18 protein-coding genes and 2 pseudogenes are annotated in these 20,783 nt (G+C 69.4%); 8 read left to right on the top strand and 12 right to left on the bottom strand.

From position 1 onward, the window contains the following. Positions 1-146: 146 nt before the first annotated feature. The 3 genes and pseudogenes from ABZ642_RS15070 to ABZ642_RS15080 all read right to left on the bottom strand — a co-directional run. Positions 147-1,046, bottom strand: a complete 900-nt coding sequence (locus tag ABZ642_RS15070; protein WP_360482792.1) for an NAD-dependent protein deacetylase — start codon at positions 1,044-1,046, stop codon at positions 147-149. A 468-nt stretch (positions 1,047-1,514) separates the two neighbouring features. Then, entirely contained in the window at positions 1,515-2,237 is a 723-nt protein-coding gene (locus ABZ642_RS15075; protein ID WP_360482795.1) for an SMI1/KNR4 family protein, read from the bottom strand. Between the two features lie 156 nt (positions 2,238-2,393). Continuing rightward, positions 2,394-2,545, bottom strand: a pseudogene (locus tag ABZ642_RS15080) (transposase); the annotation flags it as partial. Between the two features lie 134 nt (positions 2,546-2,679). Between ABZ642_RS15080 and ABZ642_RS15085 the strand changes: the two are divergent. Then, the gene (locus tag ABZ642_RS15085; RefSeq protein ID WP_360482798.1) at positions 2,680-2,904 is read left to right on the top strand and encodes a hypothetical protein; all 225 of its coding nucleotides are present in this window, start codon (positions 2,680-2,682) and stop codon (positions 2,902-2,904) included. A gap of 152 nt (positions 2,905-3,056) precedes the next feature. Here the strand turns inward: ABZ642_RS15085 and ABZ642_RS15090 are convergent, their stop codons facing one another. After that, the gene (locus tag ABZ642_RS15090) at positions 3,057-3,581 is read right to left on the bottom strand and encodes a GNAT family N-acetyltransferase (RefSeq protein ID WP_360482801.1); all 525 of its coding nucleotides are present in this window, start codon (positions 3,579-3,581) and stop codon (positions 3,057-3,059) included. Positions 3,582-4,096: 515 nt separating this feature from the next. On the opposite strand from ABZ642_RS15090, the gene ABZ642_RS15095 reads away from it, so the two are divergent. Both ABZ642_RS15095 and ABZ642_RS15100 read left to right on the top strand, forming a co-directional pair. Beyond that, the gene (locus ABZ642_RS15095) at positions 4,097-4,261 is read left to right on the top strand and encodes a YrhB domain-containing protein (RefSeq protein WP_360482804.1); all 165 of its coding nucleotides are present in this window, start codon (positions 4,097-4,099) and stop codon (positions 4,259-4,261) included. Between the two features lie 695 nt (positions 4,262-4,956). Next, positions 4,957-8,334, top strand: a complete 3,378-nt coding sequence (locus ABZ642_RS15100; RefSeq protein ID WP_360482807.1) for a S8 family serine peptidase — start codon at positions 4,957-4,959, stop codon at positions 8,332-8,334. Between the two features lie 175 nt (positions 8,335-8,509). Here the strand turns inward: ABZ642_RS15100 and ABZ642_RS15105 are convergent, their stop codons facing one another. The 3 genes from ABZ642_RS15105 to ABZ642_RS15115 form a co-directional block, all read right to left on the bottom strand. Then, entirely contained in the window at positions 8,510-9,508 is a 999-nt protein-coding gene (locus ABZ642_RS15105; protein WP_360482810.1) for a helix-turn-helix domain-containing protein, read from the bottom strand. Positions 9,509-9,699: 191 nt separating this feature from the next. Then, positions 9,700-10,050 carry an extradiol dioxygenase gene (locus ABZ642_RS15110; protein WP_360482812.1) on the bottom strand — a complete coding sequence of 117 codons (351 nt, stop codon included), beginning with the start codon at positions 10,048-10,050 and terminating at the stop codon, positions 9,700-9,702. 36 nt (positions 10,051-10,086) lie between these two features. Continuing rightward, positions 10,087-10,566: a helix-turn-helix domain-containing protein gene (locus ABZ642_RS15115; RefSeq protein ID WP_360482815.1), complete on the bottom strand. Its 480-nt coding sequence runs from the start codon at positions 10,564-10,566 to the stop codon at positions 10,087-10,089. Positions 10,567-10,625: 59 nt separating this feature from the next. On the opposite strand from ABZ642_RS15115, the gene ABZ642_RS15120 reads away from it, so the two are divergent. Further along, complete coding sequence (locus ABZ642_RS15120) at positions 10,626-12,089, top strand: DHA2 family efflux MFS transporter permease subunit (RefSeq protein WP_360482818.1); 1,464 nt, start codon at positions 10,626-10,628, stop codon at positions 12,087-12,089. A 340-nt stretch (positions 12,090-12,429) separates the two neighbouring features. Here the strand turns inward: ABZ642_RS15120 and ABZ642_RS15125 are convergent, their stop codons facing one another. Further along, positions 12,430-13,068 carry an HD domain-containing protein gene (locus ABZ642_RS15125; protein WP_360482821.1) on the bottom strand — a complete coding sequence of 213 codons (639 nt, stop codon included), beginning with the start codon at positions 13,066-13,068 and terminating at the stop codon, positions 12,430-12,432. A 134-nt stretch (positions 13,069-13,202) separates the two neighbouring features. On the opposite strand from ABZ642_RS15125, the gene ABZ642_RS15130 reads away from it, so the two are divergent. The 4 genes from ABZ642_RS15130 (at position 13,203) to ABZ642_RS15145 (ending at position 17,542) form a co-directional block, all read left to right on the top strand. After that, entirely contained in the window at positions 13,203-14,171 is a 969-nt protein-coding gene (locus ABZ642_RS15130) for a GlxA family transcriptional regulator (RefSeq protein WP_360482824.1), read from the top strand. Between the two features lie 216 nt (positions 14,172-14,387). After that, complete coding sequence (locus tag ABZ642_RS15135) at positions 14,388-14,816, top strand: hypothetical protein (RefSeq protein ID WP_360482827.1); 429 nt, start codon at positions 14,388-14,390, stop codon at positions 14,814-14,816. A gap of 457 nt (positions 14,817-15,273) precedes the next feature. Beyond that, a complete protein-coding gene (locus ABZ642_RS15140; protein WP_360482830.1) occupies positions 15,274-16,854 on the top strand; it encodes a cytosine permease in 1,581 nt (526 codons plus the stop codon). Positions 16,855-16,861: 7 nt separating this feature from the next. Then, positions 16,862-17,542, top strand: a complete 681-nt coding sequence (locus tag ABZ642_RS15145; protein WP_360482833.1) for a cyclase family protein — start codon at positions 16,862-16,864, stop codon at positions 17,540-17,542. A 96-nt stretch (positions 17,543-17,638) separates the two neighbouring features. Here ABZ642_RS15145 and ABZ642_RS15150 read toward each other — a convergent pair. From ABZ642_RS15150 to ABZ642_RS15165, 4 genes and pseudogenes are all read right to left on the bottom strand, one after another. Then, positions 17,639-17,755, bottom strand: a pseudogene (locus tag ABZ642_RS15150) (IS5/IS1182 family transposase); the annotation flags it as partial. Continuing rightward, positions 17,749-18,441, bottom strand: a complete 693-nt coding sequence (locus ABZ642_RS15155) for an SDR family NAD(P)-dependent oxidoreductase (RefSeq protein WP_360482836.1) — start codon at positions 18,439-18,441, stop codon at positions 17,749-17,751. The pseudogene ABZ642_RS15150 and the gene ABZ642_RS15155, both read right to left, overlap by 7 nt. A 152-nt stretch (positions 18,442-18,593) precedes the next feature. Continuing rightward, a complete protein-coding gene (locus ABZ642_RS15160; RefSeq protein ID WP_360482839.1) occupies positions 18,594-19,427 on the bottom strand; it encodes a helix-turn-helix transcriptional regulator in 834 nt (277 codons plus the stop codon). A 241-nt stretch (positions 19,428-19,668) separates the two neighbouring features. Further along, positions 19,669-20,709: a LacI family DNA-binding transcriptional regulator gene (locus tag ABZ642_RS15165; protein ID WP_360482841.1), complete on the bottom strand. Its 1,041-nt coding sequence runs from the start codon at positions 20,707-20,709 to the stop codon at positions 19,669-19,671. Between the last annotated feature and the right edge of the window lie 74 nt (positions 20,710-20,783).

Here is a 20,783-nt window from a genome sequence, read left to right on the forward strand (position 1 = left end):
GTGGTCCGTGCTCGGGGACGGTGGGGGTGGTGCCTGATACCGCCCCTCTACATCGACGTCTCCTGGCTGCTGGACGTCCAGCACTCGTGGTCCGCAGGCTCCCCCAGCCGGTACCCACGGCTGCGGGATGCGCGCCGAAGGGCGCCTCAGTCCGCGGACCCGCCGCCGACCGGGATGCCCAGCCGGTGCGCCACGGTGGTCAGGGCCGACCCCAGGGGGAGCGCGACCCGGGTGAGGGCGTGCGGGTCGCCCCGGGTCGGGTCCTGGTTGACGATCAATACCGGCTTCCCCTCCTGGTGCGCCTGGCGGACGAACCGGAGCCCGGACATCACCGTCAGCGACGAACCAAGAACCAGCAGTGAGGACGCTTCACGGACCAGCCGTCGGCAGTGCTCGACGCGCTGGGGCGGAACCGCCTCACCGAAGAACACCACGTCCGGTTTGATTACGCCGCCGCAGTCGGCGCACGGCACGATGCGGAAATCCCCGACCTGCGCGTCGGTGAGGTCGGCGTCACCATCCGGGTTGATCCCTGCGGCCACCGGGTCGAAGCCGGGGTTCGCGGCCTCCAGCCGCCGGGCGAGTTCGCGGCGCGGGCTGAAGGCGCCGCAGGAGAGACAGACGACCCGGTCGAGGCTGCCGTGGAGCTCAACGACGCCCTCGCTGCCGGCGGCCTGGTGCAGGCCGTCGACGTTCTGGGTGATCACACCCGTGACGTGGGCGTGCCGTGCGTAAGCGGCCACGGCCCGGTGCCCGGCGTTGGGGAGGGCGCGGCCGAAGGTGCGCCAGCCGAGGTGGCTGCGCGCCCAGTAGCGGCGCCGCGCGTGGGCGCTGCCGGTGAAGTCCTGGTAGGTCATCGGGGTGTGCCGGCTCAGGCTCCCGCCCTTGCCCCGGTAGTCCGGGATGCCCGATTCCGTGGAGATGCCCGCGCCGCTGAGCACCAGCACACCGCCGGTGCTCAGCGCGTCGACGACCGGTTGCAGGTCGGTGGTGCCCGGCGGCAGATCCGCGGCGGGGGTCCAGCTCAGGGTGGGGCGCATGCGCATGCCGCCAGGGTACGGAGTCGACGGCGGCTCAGGGTCTGCGCCGGTGGGTCGCCGGTGGCGAGGAGTATCCGCAGCAGGGTCGGCGCGATCTGTTCGACGCGGTCTGGGGCAGGGGCCAACTGGTCAACCGGCTCCGTTCCCACCCACGTGAGTACTACCTGGCCGCCCTCACGGCCTTCCACGGGCGGCGGCAAGCTCGGCCTGGACTCAGCCCGCGTCCGCGCGGTGCCCGCTGCATCACCGATCCGGGCCGCCGCTGCCAAGCTCATCCGGAGCCGGCTACGCGCTCTACTCAACCGGGCAGGTCACCTTCCGTGGCTCCGCGGATCACAGGGCGGCGAAGGCCCACATGTAACCGACAGCGGTCAGGCGCCGCCTGAACGTGCCTTCGCGCACTCTCTCGCGCCGGCTGCATAACGGCCTGCCGACTGCACGTTGAACCCGCCCGCATCGGTGGCGGGCACGGCTTCAGCAAACCCAAGGTCCAGAGAGTTCTTCACGGATGGTCTCAAGATCGGCAACCGTGCGCCCGCGCGCGTGGATCCAGGACTGGTCCTGGACGCCGTCTCGGCGCACCAGCCGTCCGGGAGCCGCGTACCAGCGCACGGGTGAGTCGTCCTCGCTCGCCCACATGGGGTGGTCGGGCAGATCCACCCGGGCATAGCGAGTGTGGAGGCTCAGCACCAGCGCGTCCGGCAACTCGCAGGCGTCGTAGTGGCTGTCCGCCCCGAAGAGCGACTCGCTCAGCACAAGCTCGACCCATGCCAGGGACATCCGATCGAAGAAGGGAATCCAACCCTGCTGTGATTCCACCACTACCAGTGGATCGTCCTGCTCGATCTCGACAAGGGGAATCCCCCAGTAGGCACAGTCTTGGTTCTCGCGACGGAAGACCAGGACGCCGCCCAGGGCGTCGTCGACATAGAGCCCGCTCGGCGGGACCAAGGGATCCTGCTGTCGGGTCAGATCGTCCCGGCGGCCAAAGAGCGCGTAACCCTCACGCAAGGCGACCGGGAGTTCGAAGCCCAGACCAGCCTCCGCAGCCGCCAACTCTTCAACGGCGCAGCCGTCTTCCGGCTCCAACGGGCGCCCCAGCCATTCGCCGGCGAACCAATGCACGAAGTCCCACGCCTGCGAACGAGTACGCACTCCGCCTTGCAGTGCGACCGACACATCAGGACCATCCAGCATCCCAAGGACGCTACCGCCTGTCCCGCCCACTCGGTTGCACCGGGTGGCACGAGCAGTCGCGACTGTGCGATCACCAGCGCCTCACCTTGACTGGCCAACGACATGAGATGTCTCGTCCACGCCCGCAAGGCGCCGCTGGCGCTTCCTGACAATCTACGGCTCGAAGCTGCCAGCCACGTCCCGGGCACCTTGATCACGACCGGACCGACGTCCGTCAGCACGGTCTTGGACCGGGTGCCGTTGCGGCTGTTGCCGCTGCTCTTCCCGGCCTCCTCGTGCTTCTCACAGCCGAGGTGATAAGCGATGTCGTGCATCTGATCGACTACTCTCCTGGCGGTGACCAGCGAGCCCCCGTACGCAGACCGCTTTCTCGGCGAGTTCAGGGAACTGAAGCACGGCAATCCCGACGGACCCTCCCTGATCGCTGCCGCGCGCAGCGAAGGTGACCCGCACGAAGAGGACCTGGTTCATCGACAGCCTTCACCTCCTCACCGACAGTGAGTGGTTCTGGCACACCGACCTCGCCCACCACGTCGAGCAGTACCACGTTTCCGTAGTGGGCCGATTCATCGATCACGCACGCCTCCGCGGATGGGTTCCCGCGCAGCTGAGTGACGACCGGCTCGCGTGGATCGCAGACCCCTTTTTCCCCGAAGATGAGGCGTGAGACTCCACCCCAGCGAGACCTCGGCAGAGCCGAGCCTGACGGCTTAGGAAAGGCTTCGGGAGTGTTGGGGATCTCATAAAAGATCGGAACCGGGAAGGTTGGCCATCGCCATCTCCCTTGGCCATCATGGGTTCATCGATTGAAGACTTATTTTAGAAGAGGTAGCCGAGGAGATCGACGACGCCTTCGCCCCATGGCTCTCCTGAAAGCATCTTCACCATCATCTCACCAAGTGGCTTTTCTGCTATCCCGAGAGTCTCGTGATCGTTGATCATGAGCCATTTCACGTGATTTGACACACTTTGGTACCCGTTGGCGAGATAGACGCGTGGGTCATCCGCAAAGAGGAGAATCGCATCGACATCGGAGGAGCGCGCCGCGGCTTCGATTTCAACCAAGAGCTGGCTGGCGATCCCGCGGGAGCGCGTCGATTCGGCGACGCAAAGGTCTATTATGCCAAAAATTCGCAGCGGCATGTCACCGTTTTTGATCATTCGGTGATCAATGCCTACCTGGGCAACTAGAGCGCCATGCTCCCAGGCGAGTCGCCTAAGGTGAGGGAGCTGCTTGAAGTAGGTACGTGAAGGGTATTCAGGAAAGCATGCGTCAAGCAACTCGTGAATTTTTTGGTGAGTGCTTGAATCAATTTCGTGTTCTGGTTTAGTTTCCGTTTTCACTTCTGCTCCGTCAGCTGGGTCGATAGGCGGACGGTATCAGCGGCCGGCGAGACAGTGTCAAGATCCTTTCGACCAGTCCGTGCGGGGTCCGTCGCGGGCGAGCCTCCGGGGCATGAGGATGATGAGTGCCCAGGTCAGATGTAGTTCAGAGTGTTGGGGGAGGCGTTCGTAGTTAGTTTTCAGCGACGGGGCAGGACAGCAAGGCCTTTTGCCCCACGGGTCGAGAGAGGGTCCTGAGCATCATGTTCAGGAATTCGTCGACCAGTTGATGAGCTGGCCGGTATGGGCAGAGTCGGCCCAGACCTGGGTGATCTAGGGTTGCATGACGCGCAGGCGCCAGGGAAGTCCGCGTGCAGCGTCGCGGTCGTCACGCACCTCGCGCTGGTGTCCTATCGGATCCCCGACGGCCGTGAGATCGTGCCCCTGCTACGAGGAGGCCGAGGCGTGCGGAGGGAATCCGCGAACCCACGACGGACGAATGGCGCGAGTTCCGGTCGCACTTCCACACCCGCAAGTTGGAGTTCGGTGACTGCGCACGGCCGGTCTCCTGCCCGACCGCAGAGTATGTGCGGACGGGAGACCCCGCTCAGCTGCTCGTGGGTAATGGTCCGCTTCTCGTCGATCGCGTTGACGGCGTACTGTATTCGGTCGGTGTGCTGTCCGCGGTCACCGGCGCGTGAGAAGCGGACTACCGGACCCGCGTCCGGAAGAAGGCAACTCGAACTGCCGTGGTCCCAACCGCACTTGCAGAATCCGCCCCCGCGCCACCAGGCGTTTCGTGTTCGAGCGCAGCCCCTCGACCGTCGCCGGGACCGCTGCCAGTTCCAGCGCGACGGCCAGTTGCCGGTAGCCGCATGTCCTCCCGGCCCGCTTCAGACTCCAGCACTGACAGGAGCCGCTGAAAGTCCGGCGAGAGGGTCTGGGCCGCCATGCCCGTCTCCCGCCGGGGCACGCGCTTCCAACAAACCGAGCACCGACGGCGCCGGCCACCGTCAAAAGCGAGACGAACGGACGAACCACGCCCATGTCTCCCGCTAGGAAACGGAGTTCATGTCACCCACCCCGAACCAATCGATCACGTTCGGAAAGCGGAAGGCGTCCGAAGCCCGACGACTGGGTTGTCGCGCAACCGCTGGTGGCCGGCAGGGAGCGTTCCGGTCGTGCCGGGAGGGGAAGGCCGGGCGTGATCTCCGGCGGTCGGCTTGACCCCACTGGGGAGCGGCTCGCTCGGTTCGTCCATGAGTCGCCAACCTGGCCGGTTTTGGTCTCTTTGTGACGTATGCGGGTTGGCGTAAAGGTGACTTGACGTCTGGTGGACAGGGCAAACTGCTGACCTCGACACTTGACGGCACCACGCTGTCCTCCCATGAGAGACATGAACAACAGGTGGCGCCGCGGGATCCGTCCGCCCCGGCCTCGGCATACGGCGGCGGCCGCCGCCCTCGTGGCGCTCGTGGCCGGTCTGACCGCCGCCCCCGGCGCCGCTCAGGACCTCGGCCCGCACACCGGCCGAACGGAAGCCGCCGCGCAGACCGGAGCGGCCCGGTCGCCGATCATCTCCCGGCAGCAGCTCACCCTGATCACCGGCGACCGCGTCACGCTGGAGACGGACACCTCGGGCAAGCAGAGTGTGTCGGTCGAGCCCGCCGAGGGCCGCGAACGCGTCGCGTTCATCAAGCGCCAGTCCGGTCGCGACTGGACGGTCATCCCCGCCGACACGCTCCCGCTGCTCGCGTCGGGCCGCCTCGACAAGGCGCTGTTCAACGTCTCCGCCCTGGTCCGGGGCAAGTACGCGCAGCGGTCGAGCCTGCCGCTGATCGTCGAGTACGCCGGGGACGCGGGCACCGCCCGGCGACAGCTGACCGCCGCCGGTGCCGACACCGTCCGCCCCATCGGCGGGACCCCCTTCGCGACCCTCGGCGAACACCGCGCGGACGCCGCCGGGTTCTGGAAGGGCATCGCCCCCGGCCGAGCGGACGCCAGGTCCTTCGGAGCGGGTGTGCGCCGGGTCTGGCTGGACGGCCACTCCAGGATCCAGCTCGACAGCACGGTGCCGCGCATCGGCGCCCCGCATGCCTGGGAGAAGGGCTACACCGGTACCGGCGTCAAGGTCGCCGTGCTCGACACCGGTTACGACCCCGACCACCCGGACCTCAAGGGCCTCGTCACCGAGTCCGCGAACTTCACGACCGAGCCGAACACCGACGACCTTAACGGCCACGGCACCCACGTGACCTCCACGGTGGCCGGTTCCGGTGCGGCCTCCGACGGCAAGTACAAGGGTGTGGCACCCGGTGTGCAGATCCTGTCCGGCAAGGTGTGCACCGCGGACGGCAACTGCGACAACTCCGACATCGTCGAGGGCCTGGCCTGGGCCGCCCAGCACGGCGCCAAGGTGATCAACCTCAGCCTGGGCGACACGGACACCCCGGAGACCGACGCCCTCGAGGCCATGGTCGACACGGTGACCCGTGACTACGGCACGCTGGTCGTGGCCGCGGCCGGCAACAGCGGTCCCGACAAGGTCTCCTCGCCCGCCTCCGACGACCTGGCGCTGGCCGTCGGCGCGGCCGAGGAAGACGACGACCTCGCCGTCTTCAGCTCGGTCGGCCCGCGGGTGGGCGACTCCGGCCTCAAGCCGGACATCATCGCCCCCGGCGTCAACGTCGTAGCCGCCCAGGCGGGCGGAACCACCGCCGACGACGGCTATGTCGCGATGAGCGGCACGTCCATGGCCACGCCCCATGTGACCGGAGCCGCCGCCATCCTGTTCCAGCAGCACCCCGACTGGACGGCGGAGCAGGTCAAGCGCCAGCTGATGCAGTCGGCGACCGGCGCCAAGGAGCACGGCGCCTACTTCCAGGGCGCCGGACGCGTCGACGTCGCCCGGGCGGTCGACCAGGACGTCACCGCCGACACCACCGCACTGGACTTCGGGCTGATCCGCTGGACGGACGGCGAGCGGCCTCCGGTGACCAAGACCATCACCTACCGCAACCCGGGCGCCGCGCCGGTCACCCTTCAGCTGAAGGACAACCCGAGCAGCGGGAAGAAGGACGTGCCCGCCCCCGCCGGCCTGTTCCGGCTCAGCGCCGACACGGTCACCGTGCCCGCGCACGGAACCGCGGCCGTCACCCTCACCGCGACCCCGGAAGCCACCACGACGTACGCCGCCTACAGCGGTGTGGTGACCGCGAGCACCGCGGACCACCAGGTGTCGGTGCGCGTTCCGTTCGGCATGGACGACGAGCAGCCGTCCTACGACCTGCGCATCGACATGAAGAGCCGCACGGGCGCCGCCCCCGACAACGCCTACCTGCTGGTCAACTCGGCCGACGGCAAGGCGTACGAGGTCGAGGCGCTCGGCAAGAGCAGCACGGTGGTGCGACTGCCGAAGGACACCTACTCGGTGAGCGGTTTCTACTTCGACGCCTCCTTCACCGAGGGCACCATCGTCGGTGTGCCGAAGGTCGTGATGAGCGCCGACCGGCAGGTGACCATCGACGCCCGGAAGGCGAAGCCCGTCACGGTGTCGGCACCGAGCCGGTCCGCGCGCATCATGTCGGCCGAGATCGGCACGATCAGCATGGCCGACCAGCTTCTCTCGGTCACCATGTACAACGCGATCGGCACGGACCACATCGACGGTGTGTACGCGGTGCCGACGGCCCGGGACAAGGACTCGAAGTTCACCTACCTCGTCAGCACCGTCTGGGGTGACCCCGCCGGCGCGGACGGCAACCCCTCGTCGGTCTACTACCTCTCCCGGCCGGTGCACGGCGCCATCCCGGCCGATCCGGGGTACCGCCCCCCCTCGTCGGAACTGGCCAAGGTGGACACCACTTTCGCCGCCACCACCCCGGGAACCACCGCGGCCCGCCTCGTCTGGATGTACGTGGACAACGTCCGCTTCAGCGCACCCTCGATGGCGGGCCTGCCGGTGCCGACCCGGCGGGTCGACTACTTCTCGTCGGCCGAGGGCCTGCGCTGGCAGACGGCCTTCGACCAGAACAACCTCTTCGACCCGGACACCCGCGGGCAGAGCTACCTCGGCGATCTGCACAGCTACAAGGCCGGCGCCAAGGTCGAGGAGCGCTGGAACGGCGGGATCCAGGCCGTGGGTCTCGCTTCCTCGATGGCCGCCTTCCGCGAGGGCGACACCATCTACCGCCCCTTCCAGTCGGCTGCGAACGGCAACCTCGACCTGGTGGCCGACACCACGTCCGGCCTGCCCGAGGTGAAGCTGTGGCGCAACGGTGAGCTGGTCTCCCAGGACTGGAGCATGAGTGACGTCCCGGCCGACGCCACCCCCGCCGACTACCGTCTGACGGTCGAGCACAACCGTGACAAGGCCCCCAGCTCCGTGTCCACGAGTGTGCGGGCGGAATGGCGGTTCCGGTCGCAGACCACGGCGACCCGGCAGGCGCTGCCGCTGTACGCGGTCCGTATGTCGCCGAAGCTGGACGAGTGGAACCGGGCCGAGGCCGGCCGCAAGCTCGACATCCCGATCCTGATCCAGCGGACGGCCGGCGCCCCGGCGTCGCCCATCCGCGTCTTCACCACCGAGGTCTCCTTCGACGAGGGGAAGACCTGGCAGTCGGTGCGGGTCAAGGGCTCCGGCTTGGAGCGCACCGTGACCGTGGAGCACCCGCGCCGCGCCGCGGGCGGCTCGGTCAGCCTGCGCGTCCACGTCAAGGACGCGGCCGGCAACTCCTTCAAGGAGACCGTCATCAAGGGCTACCTGCTCAAGTAGCCGCCTGCGCGGAGTAGTCACGTCCTCGGGTAGCTGCTTCCGCGGAGTGGCCACGTACTCGAGCAGCTGCTTCCGCGAGCAGCGCAGCCCGGCCGCAGCGGTCGGACGAACGGGGCAGGGCCCGCCGGACACCTCCGGTGGGCCCTGTCCGTGTGCGTCGCGGCGTCCGCCGTGCTCAGAGCCAGTCGCGGCGGGCCGCATGCCAGCCCAGCTGCATACGGGTCGCGACGCCCGCCAGGGTCATCAGGCCCTGGATGCGCCGCTGGACGGTGCGCTTGCTGACCCGCAGCTGTCCGGCTATCGCCTCGTCCGTCATGCCGGCGACCATCAGGGAGAGCAGGTGCCGGTCCTCCCCGACCGGCGAGGCGGCATCCGTGGTGCCGGCGCCGCCGATCTGGCCCTCCTCGGTCACCCGGAGCGGGGCACCGATCTCCCAGTGGTGTTCGAACAGGGCGATGAGCGCGTCCAGCAGGCTGCTCTCCCGCACCACCGCGGCCCGCAGTTCCCGGGGGTTGCGGGACGTGCCGGAGGAGGCCAGCGGCAGGATGGCCACCGAGCGGTCGGCGATCGCCATCCGCAGCGGCAGCAGGGGCGCCGCCCGGGCGACCTCTCCGGCGCACACGCCCTTGACGACGTAGTCCACCGCGTCGGGGTCGTCGAAGTACGCCTGCTCGTACAGGGCCCGGTAGAGCACGCCCCGGTCCAGCGCGTCGTACTCCTCCTGATTGCTCTCCGCGGACATGGCCACGTACTGGGCCTTCACGAACCACATCATCTCGCGGTCGGCGCCGTGCTGGAGCTGGCGCAGATGCTGGCGCAGTGCCGCCGCGCCGGTGATGATCTCGACGGCCTCGCCGGTGCTTCGGGCCCATGCGCTGCGGCGGTGTGTCTCCGCCAGTTCGTAGACGGCGGCCCGGGTCTGTTCCAGGGCGTCGAAGCGGCGTTGGAGCCGGGGCATGAGGGCCACCTGCGGCGGCACGGCCGTGAACCATTCGGGACTGTCCTCGGCCGCCGATGCCAGGCCCTTGTGCTCCAGCGCGCGCAGTAGCAGCCGCGCGGTCACGACGTCGAGGTCCGAGCGGCCGGAGATGTCCTGAGGGGACGCCGTCCCGGTGGCGACCAGAAGGCGGTACACCTCGCTCTCGTCGGCCGTCAGACCCACCGTCTCCAGCATGTCGCCACCTTTCTCACCATCCGGGCCGCCTCCGCCGGGGTTCCCGTGGGGGGAACGCGGTCGTCCCGGCGGATGATTCCATCAGCCCCCGCGACCAGGCACCACAACGGCTTTCACGGGAGATCCGGTCACCGTGGCGGGGCGGTGCCGTCCGCACATCCGGTGGGCCCCGGGGCGGGGCCGCTCGAGTGTCACAGACTGTGGGCCACGGGGTGACGAGGCTCGTACAGCGGCAGTTCGGCGCCACTGGGCAGACGCACCGCCGTCAGCCTGCCCCAGCGCTGTTCGCTGACCGGGCGGGTGATCTCGACTCCCCGCGCCCGCAGTTCCCCGAGCTGGGCGTCGAGGTCGTCGCACATCAGGTAGAACTCGTGCTGGGGGGCGCCCTCGGTGGGGTGTACGGCGATCTCTGCCGGGGGCAGCTTGAAGATCAGCCACCCGCCGCCCGCGTCGACACCGGGGAAGGCGAGGACGTCGCGGATGAAGGCGCGGTCGGCCTCCGCGTCCTGGCTGTAGAGGATGACGTGGGCGCCGTTGATCATGCCGGACCTTCGTTTCGCGGAGATGGGCCGTTCGGTCTACGGGGTCGTCACCGGGCCCGACTGGTCCCAGCCGGGCACGAGGTCGTCCCGGTGGACATCTTCCCCATGGACCCGCTCGCCGCAGGTCTCGCACACCGTGTGGGTGACCAGTTCGTGATCCCGGTGCCGGATCCGGGCGGGCGGTGCGGTGACGACCCAGCGGTCGCCCCAGCCGATCAGCTCGCGGGTGATGGCCCCCAGATCGCGCCCGGCCGCCGTCAGGTAGTAGCCGCTGTAGCGGTCGTCGTCCGGCAGTGGGCGCCGTTCGAGGACGCCGCTCTCCACCAGCGCCTTCAGGCGCGCGGCGAGCCGGTCCGTGGGAGCGCCGGTGTTCCTGGCGATCTGCCGGAAGCGGTGGTTGCCGAGCATGACCTCGCGGATCGCCGGCAGGGCCCAGCGGTCACCGATGATCTGGAGGGCGGCGGCGAGGGAGCACGGGCGCCCCGCCATGTCCCGGGGGTCGATGGGCGTGGTCATTTTCCCAGTATCACCCGGCAGGGTTTGATTTCCAAACCACCCTGTGTTTGGGTTGCGCCATGTCCACGCTGCTTCGGTTTTCAAAGCACCCTCGGGCGGCCGCCGCAGTCGTCCTGGTGGCCGTCTTCATGACCAACCTGGATCTGCTGATCGTCAACGTCGCGCTGCCCGCCATGGGAGATGACTTCTCCGCAGGCGGCGGGGCAGCGAGCCTCGGATCGCTGTCCTGGGTCCTCAACGCCTACGCGATCACCTTCGCCGCGCTGCTGGTGGTGGCCGGGCGTGCCGGTGACCGCATAGGGCAGCGGCCGGTCTTCCTTGCCGGGATCGCCGTCTTCACGCTCGCGTCGCTGGGCTGTGCCCTGGCCCCGAACCTGGGAACCCTCATCGTGGCCCGGGTGGTGCAGGCCGTGGGGGCGTCGGCCCAGATCCCGACCTCCCTGGCCCTGCTCCTGGCGGCGGTGCCGGCCGAACGCCGCACCCAGGCCACCCGCGGCTGGGCCGGGGTCGGCGGGCTCGCCGCGGCTGCCGGGCCAGTCGCCGGTGGCCTGCTGACCGAGGTGGACTGGCGGTGGGTCTTCGCCGTCAACCTGCCCATCGGCATCGCGGCGCTCGTCGTCGGCCGAGCCGCGCTGCCGAAGCCGGCCGCGCGGGAGACCGGGCCGCTTCCCGACCTCCTCGGCGCCCTGCTGGTCAGCGTCTCGATCGCGTCGCTGTCGGGGGCGCTGGTGCAGGCACCCGACCAGGGCTGGACGAGCGGCCAGACTGTAGTGCTGCTGGCCGTCGCCGTGATCTGCGGCGCCGCGTTCGCGCTCCGGTCCCTGCGGCACCCCCGTCCGCTGTTCGAGCTGGACCTGCTGCGGCTGCCGCGCTTCGGTGCGGCGAACGCGGGCAGTCTCCTGTTCGGCGTGGCCTTCTCGATCATGCTGCTGTCGAACGTGCTGTGGTGTCAGGAGATCTGGCACTGGAGCGCGCTGCGCACCGGTCTCGCCCTGGCACCCGGCCCCGCGCTCGTGCCCGTCGTCACCGTGCTGACCACCCGCGCCGCACAGCGCTTCGGGCAGGGACCGCTCATCGCGGCGGGCGGCGTGCTGTTCGCCGGTGGCATGGTCTGGTTCGCGATCTTCGCGTCGGTCACACCTGACTACGCGAGTGAACTGCTGCCCAGCCAGCTGCTGACCGGTGCGGGAGTGGGCCTGGCCCTGGGCACACTGGTGGCCGCCGGCGTGCACGCGGTACCGGGACACCGTGCGGCGACCGGGTCGGCGCTGGTCAACTCGGTGCGCCAGATCTCCGCCACGATCGGCGTCGCCGTCCTGGTCGCGGTCGTCGGCTCCCGTGTCGACGCCACCTCGCACCACGACTTCCGGGTCGTCTGGTACACGGCCGCGGCGCTGAGCCTGGTGACCTCGGCCCTCGGGGCGCAGCTCAGCCGACGGCGGGGCCGCGGCCCCGAGCGAACGGGAACCGCCGCGCCGAAGGAAGCCGAGGCGACGGGACGGGCTCTGCCGCAGACGTCCTGACCGGCCGGTGTCCGGCCGACGCGCCGGTCGGGGAGGGGTTCTGACGGCTCGTGCGCGTGCGGACCGCCCCTGTGGCGGTCCGCCGACGTGCTCGTACCACCGCCCATGGCCTTCTTCGCCCACGACACCCAGCGCGCCGGGACCGGTTCGTCCGACTCTCCCCGTTGTCCCGGTTCTCCCTCCGACAGTCACAACGCTCTGAGCGCCGCCACACCGGCGACGGCGCGCGCCGACCGCACCGGTGCGATCGACATCGCGCTCACCGGCCATCGGGAACGCCGCCCACCCACGCGACCGGAATGCCTCTGGATTTCTCTGGCTTCCGCTGGGTTCTCCTACCTCAATTCGGCCAGGGTGCGTCCATTACGCGCTCGACCATCGTCGTGCTGCGGAAACCAGGAATGAAATGTTCCAGCACGTCCGCGTTGACGGTCCCGTACGTCGTGTCGGGACGATTCTTCAGTCCGTCGACGAACGCCTGCAGGAATCCCTCCTTGAATTGTCCGCGCGGATGGGCGGCGATGATCTCGTCCACCCGGTCGGCGTTCAGCCGCTCCAGCCCCCAGCCGACCGCGTCGGTCAGGACGCCGTAGTTCGTGGCAGCCGCCTCCGGTCCCATCCGGCCGGGGATTCCCGGGGTCGTGTGCAGCGCGATCGCCGTCCAGACGACGTCCGCGGCACTCTTCGGGAAACCGCGGTCGAGCAGGAACCTGCGCGCGTGGTCGGCGCCGTCGAGCTCGAAGCGCTGCTCCACCTCGGAGAACGGCGTCGAAAGCCCCGTGTCGTGGAACATCGCGGATATGTAGAGCAGCTCCGGATCGGGCTGCAGACCGAGCGCGCGGGCCTGCAGAGAACCGAAGAGGAATACCCGCCGGGAGTGGTGGAAGATCAGTGGGCTGGCCGTTTCGCGAAGAAATGCGGTGGCCTCCGTCACAGCTGCCGTCTCGGGAATTTCCACTGCGGCGATGATGTCGGTCATGATGTTCGTGCTTTCGGTGTGATCGTGCGGAGCGGGCTGTTCGCCTCATCTCCACGGTGCCGATCGCGCGGCCTTCGCCGCCACCCCGGCACGGCCATGAACCACTCGAATCCGGACACCTGAGGAACGGGACTGTGAGCTCCGCACCGCATCGGGTCGCGATCCTCGTCTACGACGGGGTCGCACTGCTGGACGTCGCCGGCCCCGCGGAGGTGTTCGGCGAGGCGAACCGGCTGGGCGCCGACTACCGGATCGCCGTGCTGTCGGTGACCGGCGCCGCCGTCACCTCCTCGACCGGCATCCGGATCGCCGTCGACGGCAGCCCCGCCTCCGAACCGGACCCCGACACCTTCGTGATGCCGGGCGGGGTCGTCTATCCCCGGACGCCCGTCACCCGCGACCTGACCGACGCCACCAGGGAACTGGCGGACCGCTCCGGGCGGGTGGCGTCCGTCTGCTCAGGGGCGTTCGTCCTGGGCGCCACCGGCCTCCTGGACGGCAAGCGCGCGACCACCCACTGGAAGATCGCGCGCGAACTCGCCGAGCGTCACCCGAAGATCACCGTCGAACCCGACGCCATCTACGTGCGTGACGGCACCACGTACACCTCGGCCGGCGTCACCGCCGGCATCGACCTGGCGCTGGCCCTCGTCGAGGAGGACCACGGCGCCGACGTCAGCCGGGACGTCGCCCGCGCGCTGGTCGTCTATCTGCAACGCGCCGGGGGCCAGTCGCAGTTCTCCGCGCCGCTGCAGGGCCCACCGCCCCGTTCCCCGGCCCTGCGCACGGTCGTCGACCTGGTGACGGCGGATCCCGGAGGCAACCACTCGCTCGACGAGCTCGCCGGGCATCTCCACCTCAGCCCCCGCCATCTCACACGCCTGTTCCGGGAGGAGCTGTCCACCACGCCTGCCCGGTACGTCGAGTCGATCCGCTTCGACATCGCCAAGTCCCTGCTCGACCAGGGGCACACCGCGACCCGGGCGGCCTTTCTGGCCGGGTTCCCGAGCTACGAGAGTCTCCGCCGCGTCTTCGTCCGGGAGCTCTCCATCGCCCCCGCCGCCTACCGGCGCCGGTTCAGCACCGCCCGCCGCACCCGGTGACTCGGATCCGGATGGGTCCGCCGCCGTGGCCGCAGCCACTGACATCCGGTCCGGGTCCGCCGGCATGAAGGGCGTTTGGCCGGTGCCGTGACCGCTCAGGCGCGCCGTGTCGGGCGTGTGCTTACTTCTTGCCGATCCGGTGCTGATGATCCGTTAGTTCGGCGTAAAATCAAACTTTCGTGATCCACATTCTGTGTCGGCAGGTTCGGGGAGGGCATGTCCATGCAGCACAGCTGTGGGATCGCACGAGCAGTCGGGCGAGTGGCGGCCGTCGTGGTCGCGGCTGTCCTGATGAGCGGTTGTTCGTCAGACGATCCGGCGCAGGCCAAGGAGTGGCAACAGGACTACTGCACCAAGCTGGGGTCCTGGCAGGATGCGGCGCACGCCACAACAACCAACGAAGCAGACGCCGATACCGGTGACGGGCAGGGTGTCCAGTCGCCCGAGCCCGACAACACCGAATGGGCAGGGCATGCGGTCATCGAGGCCTCGAAAAGACTTGACCGGGCAGACCTGGAACACGGCGGCACCCACATCCTCGATGACACCGTCAACGCGGTTCGCGGCGACGCCGGGGCTGAGGGGCGGGCAGTGTCCTACTGCGATAGCTCAGGATTCGAGGCCTTGGTCAGTTCGGCCGGCTGATGCCGATGGGCCGTGGTGGGACTGGGACGTCATCGGGTGGCGGCGTGCCAGTCCCCCCGGCTTCGGCAAGCACCTGGGCGCCGAGGCCAGGGAAGCTGAGGATGATCACAGCGTCCGCGTGCTGAGGGAGAGACTCTTCCACCGCCTCGGCCAGATCCTCGGCGGCTGATGGGCCTGGTCCGCGCGGAAGACTTCGCGGAGCCGTGTACCCGAGGCCGGAGAGCTGAGCCGGCGGGCAGGCCCCGCAATGGATGAATGCTCCACCTCTGGCGCGCAAAATGGATGTTTTACCTTCTGGCGCAGATCACCGGCCCGGCTTTAACGTCGGCACACCCTCCAAGGACGGCTCCCGCTCCCGCCACACACCCCAGCGGCGAAGGCGAGGCCGTTCTCCCCTCGCGCCATCACGCGCTCCACCGCCCGCGTCCGGGCCCAGGCACTTCGCTGGAGCACACCCTTGTCCGAGAATTCCCCCGCCACGTCGTCGCCGTCTCTCACCGAGGTGGAGACCTACGGCGTCGAGCGCATCCCCGACGGGGACCGCACCGCGTCGCCGCTCGACCTGTTCAGAGTCGCCTTCGGCGGTGCGAACACCTTCTCCACCTGCGTCCTCGGGGCCTTCCCGATTCTCTTCGGGCTCTCCTTCTGGCAAGGGCTCGCGGCCACTCTCCTCGGAGTCGTCGTCGGTGCGCTGATCCTTTGCCCGATGGCGGTGTTCGGCCCGGTCAACGGCACCAACAACGCCGTTGCCTCCTCCGCGCACCTGGGTGTGCACGGCCGGGTCGTCGGTTCGTTCCTGTCGCTGCTCACGGCCGTCGCGTTCTTCTCGATCTCGGTGTGGAGCTCCGGAGACGCCCTGGTCGGCGGCGCGCACCGGCTGTTCGGACTGGAGCAGAACAATCTGTCGTACGTGGTCGCGTACGGGCTCTTCGGCTGCCTGGTGCTCGCGGTGTGCGTGTACGGGTTCCGGTTCATGCTGTTCGTCAACAAGATCGCGGTGACCTCGGCGACCCTGCTCTTCCTGCTCGGCGCGATCGCTTTCGCCGGTGATTTCGATCCCTCGTACGCCGGTGCCTTCACGGCCTCGGCCGACTCGGCGACGCAGGCGCTGTTCTGGCCCTCCTTCATCGGCTCGGCGCTGATCGTGCTGTCGAACCCGGTGTCCTTCGGCGCGTTCCTCGGTGACTGGTCGCGCTACATCCCGGCGGACACACCGCGGCGCAAGGTCGTCGGTGCCGCGTTCCTGTCCCAGATCGCGACCCTGCTGCCGTTCGTGTTCGGGCTCGCGACCGCGAGCATCATCGCGACCAAGGCACCGAAGTACGTCGACCCGGCGGCTCCGGACTTCGTGGGCGGTCTGCTGGCCATCTCACCGAGCTGGTTCTTCCTGCCGGTGTGTCTGCTCGCCCTGATCGGCGGCATGTCGACCGGTACGACGTCCTTGTACGGCACCGGGCTCGACTTCTCTTCGGTGTTCCCGAAGCTGTCGCGGGTCCAGGCGACGGTCCTGGTCGGAGTCCTGTCGATCGCGTTCATCTTCATCGGACGCTTCGGCTTCAACCTGGTGCAGTCCATCTCGACGTTCGCCACGATGATCATCACCTGCACCACGCCGTGGATGGTCGTGATGATGCTCGGGTTCTACACCCGGCGCGGCTGGTACGACCCGGACGCGCTCCAGGTCTTCAACCGCCGCCAGCGCGGCGGCCGTTACTGGTTCACGCACGGCTGGAACTGGCGCGGCATGACGGCCTGGTGGGTGGGTGCCGTGGTCGGTGTGCTGTTCACCGACATCCCCGGCCAGTTCGTCGGACCGCTGGGTGATCTCGTCAACGGCATCGACATCAGCCTGCCGCTGTCGCTGGCCGTCGCCGCTGTGCTGTACCTGGCGCTGCTGCGGCTGTTCCCCGAGCCACGGGCGGTGTACGGGCCCGACGGCCCGCGGCTGGCTCGTACGATCGATGTTCCGGTGCCGCCGATCACCGGTCCCGGTACGGAGAGCGAGGGCACGCCCGCCCTCGCCGTCGAAGGCAGTTGATGCGCTGATGGAGAGCTGGCTCGACCTGTCCGTGCCCGTGGTCACCGGGATGCCCGTCTACCCCGGTGACCCGGAGGTGGAGGTCTCCAGGGCGTTGCGGGTCGCCGAGCACGGGGTGAACGTCCTCCGGCTGCACATGGGGTCGCAGTCCGGCACGCACGTCGACGCGCCGTACCACGTGGACGAGGCGTGGCCCACGCTGGACGATCTGCCGCTGGAGCGGTTCGCGGGGCCGGCGGTCGTCGCCGATGTCCGCGGTCTGCCCGCGCGGGCGCCGATCACGTCCGACCTGCTCACCTCCGCCCTGGGCCTGCTGCGGCTGCGGCCCGGCTCGATCCTGTTGCTGGCCACCGGGTGGTCGCGGCACTGGGGGACCGAGGACTACCTCGCCCACCCCTGGCTCACGCCCGAGGCGGCGCAGGCCGTGGTCGCGGCCGACTGCCTCACCGTCGGGATCGACGCGCTGAGCGTCGATCCGACCGGTCCCGCGGAACTGCCCTCGCACCGCGTGCTGTGCGGAGCGGGGGGTGTGATCGCCGAGAACCTGACCGGGCTCGGACGCGTCGCGGAGGCGCAGGCCGCGGGATGCGCGGTCGAGGTCTTCCTGTTTCCGATGCGCCTCGCCGGCGCCGACGGGGGCCCGGTCCGGGCGACGGCCCGCATCACGTCCCCGGCGCGCCAGGTGTAGATCACGGGTGTTGACGACGGGAGTTGGCGACGCGCGTGCTGACCGCCTGAACAGGTGGTGAGAGGGCCTTCTGGCTTAGACCGACCGGCAGATGGATCACTTGAGGCGGCGGCTGGTGGGTGGGCCCTCCCAGCGGTAGCGGCCGCGTGCCTGCCAGACCAGCATGCGAAGTGTGACGCGGGTAGCGGCGAGGTAGCAGGGCAGGTTCACCACGGGAGGTTCCCGGATCGGTCGATGAACTGTCCCGTCGGCCCGTCCGGGCCGATCGTCGCGAGGGCCACGATGGACTCCGCGCCGTCGGCGACGCTGTGTCCGAGGCCGCCGGTGAAGTCGGTCGCGGTCTGCCCGGGGTCTGCGGCGTTGACCTTCACGTCCTTCAGTTCCTTGGCGTACTGCGTCGTGAGCATCGTGACCGCGGCCTTCGAGGCGCAGTAGAGGGGCAGGGCATACCGCGACTCGATCCGCGCCGGGTCCTGGGTCATGCCGAAGGAGCCCATCCCGCTGGACACATTGACGATGACGGGGTTCGGCGACTTGCGCAGCAGCGGGAGGAAGGCGTGCGTGACGCGCACGATCCCGACGACGTTCACGTCGAGCACGGCGCTCACGTCGGCCGCGGTGTACTCCTCGACGGGGCCGACCTTGCCGAGGACGCCGGCGTTGTTGACCAGGACGTCGATCGTTCCCTCATGCGCGGCGACATCCGCGGCCGCGGCCTGGACCGAGGCGTCGTCGGTCACGTCGATCTGAACGAACCGGGCGCCGAGCGCCTTTGCCGCGGCCCGACCGCGCTCGGGATCGCGGGCACCGAGGAGGACGGTGTGCCCCGCCTCGACGAGGCGACGAGCGGTCTCAAGACCGAGGGACTTGTTGGCCCCGGTGATGAATGTGGTGGTCATGCTGGCTCCTCCTGGTCCGGACAGCACGGTCGTGCGCTGTTCACGCACTCCATGCTGGGTCCCCGGGAGGGGTGGCGGGAGCTACGGGACTTCCTGGTACGGCGCGTACCACCCAGCAGCCCGGTCCACCGGGCGAAGCGGAACGCGGGCCTTCATCCCTGAGGAGACATCCTCTGGACCCCGATGGCCGCAAGGAGTTCGAGTTTGCTGCGGGCGTCGGTGCCTGGCTGCGGCGTGTACACCACGAGGCGGAGGTTGGTGTCCTGGGTGTTGAGGATGTCGGAGTTCATGGCGATGTCTCCGACATCCGGGTGCTGGACGAGTTTGTGCGCACTCTGGTGACCGCCCACCGCTCGGTGGCTCCACAACTCGCGGAACCGTGGGCTGAGGTTCAGCCTCGACACCAGTGCCGCGAGGTCGGGATCGTCGGGGTACCGGCTCGTCGTCGCGCGCAGGTCGGCGACGAGGGACTCCTCGAACGCCGCCCGCTCCGCCGCCGTCTGCCGGACCCGGGGCAGCTCACCCAGGAACTGCCAGACCAGGACGTTGCGGTCTCCCACACCGTGGACCGTGGGATCGCCGAACGTGGCCGCGAACAGCGGATTCCAGTGCAGCAACTGCCAGGTGGCGTCGTAGATCGCCAGCGGGTTGCCGGCGAGCTGGTCCACGATCCGGTACAGGCTCTCCGGGATCATTCGTGGAACCCGGGTCGGATCCGCCGCGTGACCGGCCATGCGCAGAAGGTGCGCATGCTCGTCGTCGGACAGATGCAGGGCGCGAGCCAGGGCCGAGCAGACCTGCGCCGAGGGCGTCGCCACCCGTCCCTGCTCCAGCCGGACCACGTACTCGACCGAGATACCGGCCAGCGTCGCCAGCTCCGCGCGTCGCAGACCGGGGACCCGACGGGGTGAGCCGTGTGCGAAACCCACCGTCGCGGGATCCAGCCGGTCCCGCCACGCCCGCAGCGCGGCACCGAGTTGATCCATGCACACCATCCTCCCGCACACCCGGCCCCGCTGGGTGGTACGCGCTGTACCACGAAGCCCCGTAACTCCTGCCGACGCTCCCCGGGGCTCAGAGTCGAGTCGTGAACGGCGCACAACGATGCTGTTCGGAGTCAGGAGGAGCAAGCGGCCGGCCGGACTGGTACGAGTTCCATCGACGTCACGCCGGCATCGGCGGGCGGATACCGGCCAGCCGCGTCACCGACCTGTCCGAAGAGCGCAGCTAGGCCGAGTCGCGGACCACCAGCTCCGGGTCGAAGATGACCGACGTCGCATCGGCGCGGCCGCCATGGATGTGCTCGTCGAGCAGGCGGGCCATCTCCGCCGCCATCTCCTCGACCGGCTGGCGGATCGTGGTCAGCCGGGGCCGGCAGGTCACGGCGATGCTGGAGTCGTCGAAGCCGACGACCGCGACGTCCTCGGGCACTCGGCGTCCGTGCTCCCTCACGACCTGGCAGGCGCCCTGCGCCATGAGGTCGTTGGCGGCGAACACGCCGTCCGTGTCGGGGTGGTGGGCCAGCAGGTCGGACATGGCCGCGAGACCGCTGTCCAGGGTGAACCCGCCCTCGGCGACCGGGACATAGGGGTGACCGTGGCGGGCGAGCGTGTCACGGAACCCGGCGAGCCGCTCCTGGCTCGCCGCCACGTCCAGGGGGCCGCAGACCGTGGCGGGTCGGCGACAGCCACGCGCGAGGAGGTGCTCCGCGGCGAGACGCCCGCCGTCCCGGTGCGCCAGGTCCACATAGCTGAGCGGGACCGGACGGGAGGGACGAGCGAAGAGCACCGCGGGAAGCCGGGCGTCGGCGAGAAGCGCGGGCAGCGGGTCGTCCGCATGGGTGGAGACCACCAGGGCGCCGTCGGCACGGCCCTGGCGCAGGTAGGTCAGCACCTCCTCGCGCGCCTGCGCGGACTCGGCGAACATGAGGACGGGGTGCATCGAGCGGGGGCGCAGGAAGCCGACGATCCCGCTGACGACCCGTCCGAAGAAGGGGTCCGCGAACACCGATGCGGCGAAGGCGTCCTGTCCGGCGTCGGTGGTGTCCCCGGCGCCGGACATCACCAGGGCGACGGTCTCGGCCCGCCGGATCACCAGGGAACGGGCGGCCCGGTTGGGCGCGTAACCGGTCCGCTCGATGGCCCCGCGGACCACCTCCTGTATCTCGGGATCCACGTTGCGGATGCCGTTGACGACCCGGGACACGGTCGCCCGGGAGACACCGGCCTCCCGGGCGACGTCCTCCAGCGTCGGGGCCCGTCTGCTCATGCAGGCACCCTAACGGACCTGCGTATCCGGAAATAGAGCGCTCTCCCGGAGCGCGGCGTGCACCCCGGGAGAGG

It is taken from the genome of Streptomyces sp. NPDC007157 (assembly GCF_040634235.1).
Lineage (GTDB): Bacteria > Actinomycetota > Actinomycetes > Streptomycetales > Streptomycetaceae > Streptomyces.

What these genes read in the sequence shown, in the direction of transcription:
- ABZ642_RS15075 (WP_360482795.1), bottom strand. Translation starts at nt 2,237, where the DNA reads ATGCTGGATGGTCCTGATGTGTCGGTCGCACTGCAAGGCGGAGTGCGT.
- ABZ642_RS15115 (WP_360482815.1), bottom strand. Translation starts at nt 10,566, where the DNA reads ATGACCACGCCCATCGACCCCCGGGACATGGCGGGGCGCCCGTGCTCC.
- ABZ642_RS15135 (WP_360482827.1), top strand. Translation starts at nt 14,388, where the DNA reads ATGTCCATGCAGCACAGCTGTGGGATCGCACGAGCAGTCGGGCGAGTG.
- ABZ642_RS15070 (WP_360482792.1), bottom strand. Translation starts at nt 1,046, where the DNA reads ATGCGCATGCGCCCCACCCTGAGCTGGACCCCCGCCGCGGATCTGCCG.
- ABZ642_RS15120 (WP_360482818.1), top strand. Translation starts at nt 10,626, where the DNA reads ATGTCCACGCTGCTTCGGTTTTCAAAGCACCCTCGGGCGGCCGCCGCA.
- ABZ642_RS15125 (WP_360482821.1), bottom strand. Translation starts at nt 13,068, where the DNA reads ATGACCGACATCATCGCCGCAGTGGAAATTCCCGAGACGGCAGCTGTG.
- ABZ642_RS15155 (WP_360482836.1), bottom strand. Translation starts at nt 18,441, where the DNA reads ATGACCACCACATTCATCACCGGGGCCAACAAGTCCCTCGGTCTTGAG.
- ABZ642_RS15145 (WP_360482833.1), top strand. Translation starts at nt 16,862, where the DNA reads ATGGAGAGCTGGCTCGACCTGTCCGTGCCCGTGGTCACCGGGATGCCC.
- ABZ642_RS15100 (WP_360482807.1), top strand. Translation starts at nt 4,957, where the DNA reads ATGAACAACAGGTGGCGCCGCGGGATCCGTCCGCCCCGGCCTCGGCAT.
- ABZ642_RS15160 (WP_360482839.1), bottom strand. Translation starts at nt 19,427, where the DNA reads ATGGATCAACTCGGTGCCGCGCTGCGGGCGTGGCGGGACCGGCTGGAT.
- ABZ642_RS15105 (WP_360482810.1), bottom strand. Translation starts at nt 9,508, where the DNA reads ATGCTGGAGACGGTGGGTCTGACGGCCGACGAGAGCGAGGTGTACCGC.
- ABZ642_RS15110 (WP_360482812.1), bottom strand. Translation starts at nt 10,050, where the DNA reads ATGATCAACGGCGCCCACGTCATCCTCTACAGCCAGGACGCGGAGGCC.
- ABZ642_RS15165 (WP_360482841.1), bottom strand. Translation starts at nt 20,709, where the DNA reads ATGAGCAGACGGGCCCCGACGCTGGAGGACGTCGCCCGGGAGGCCGGT.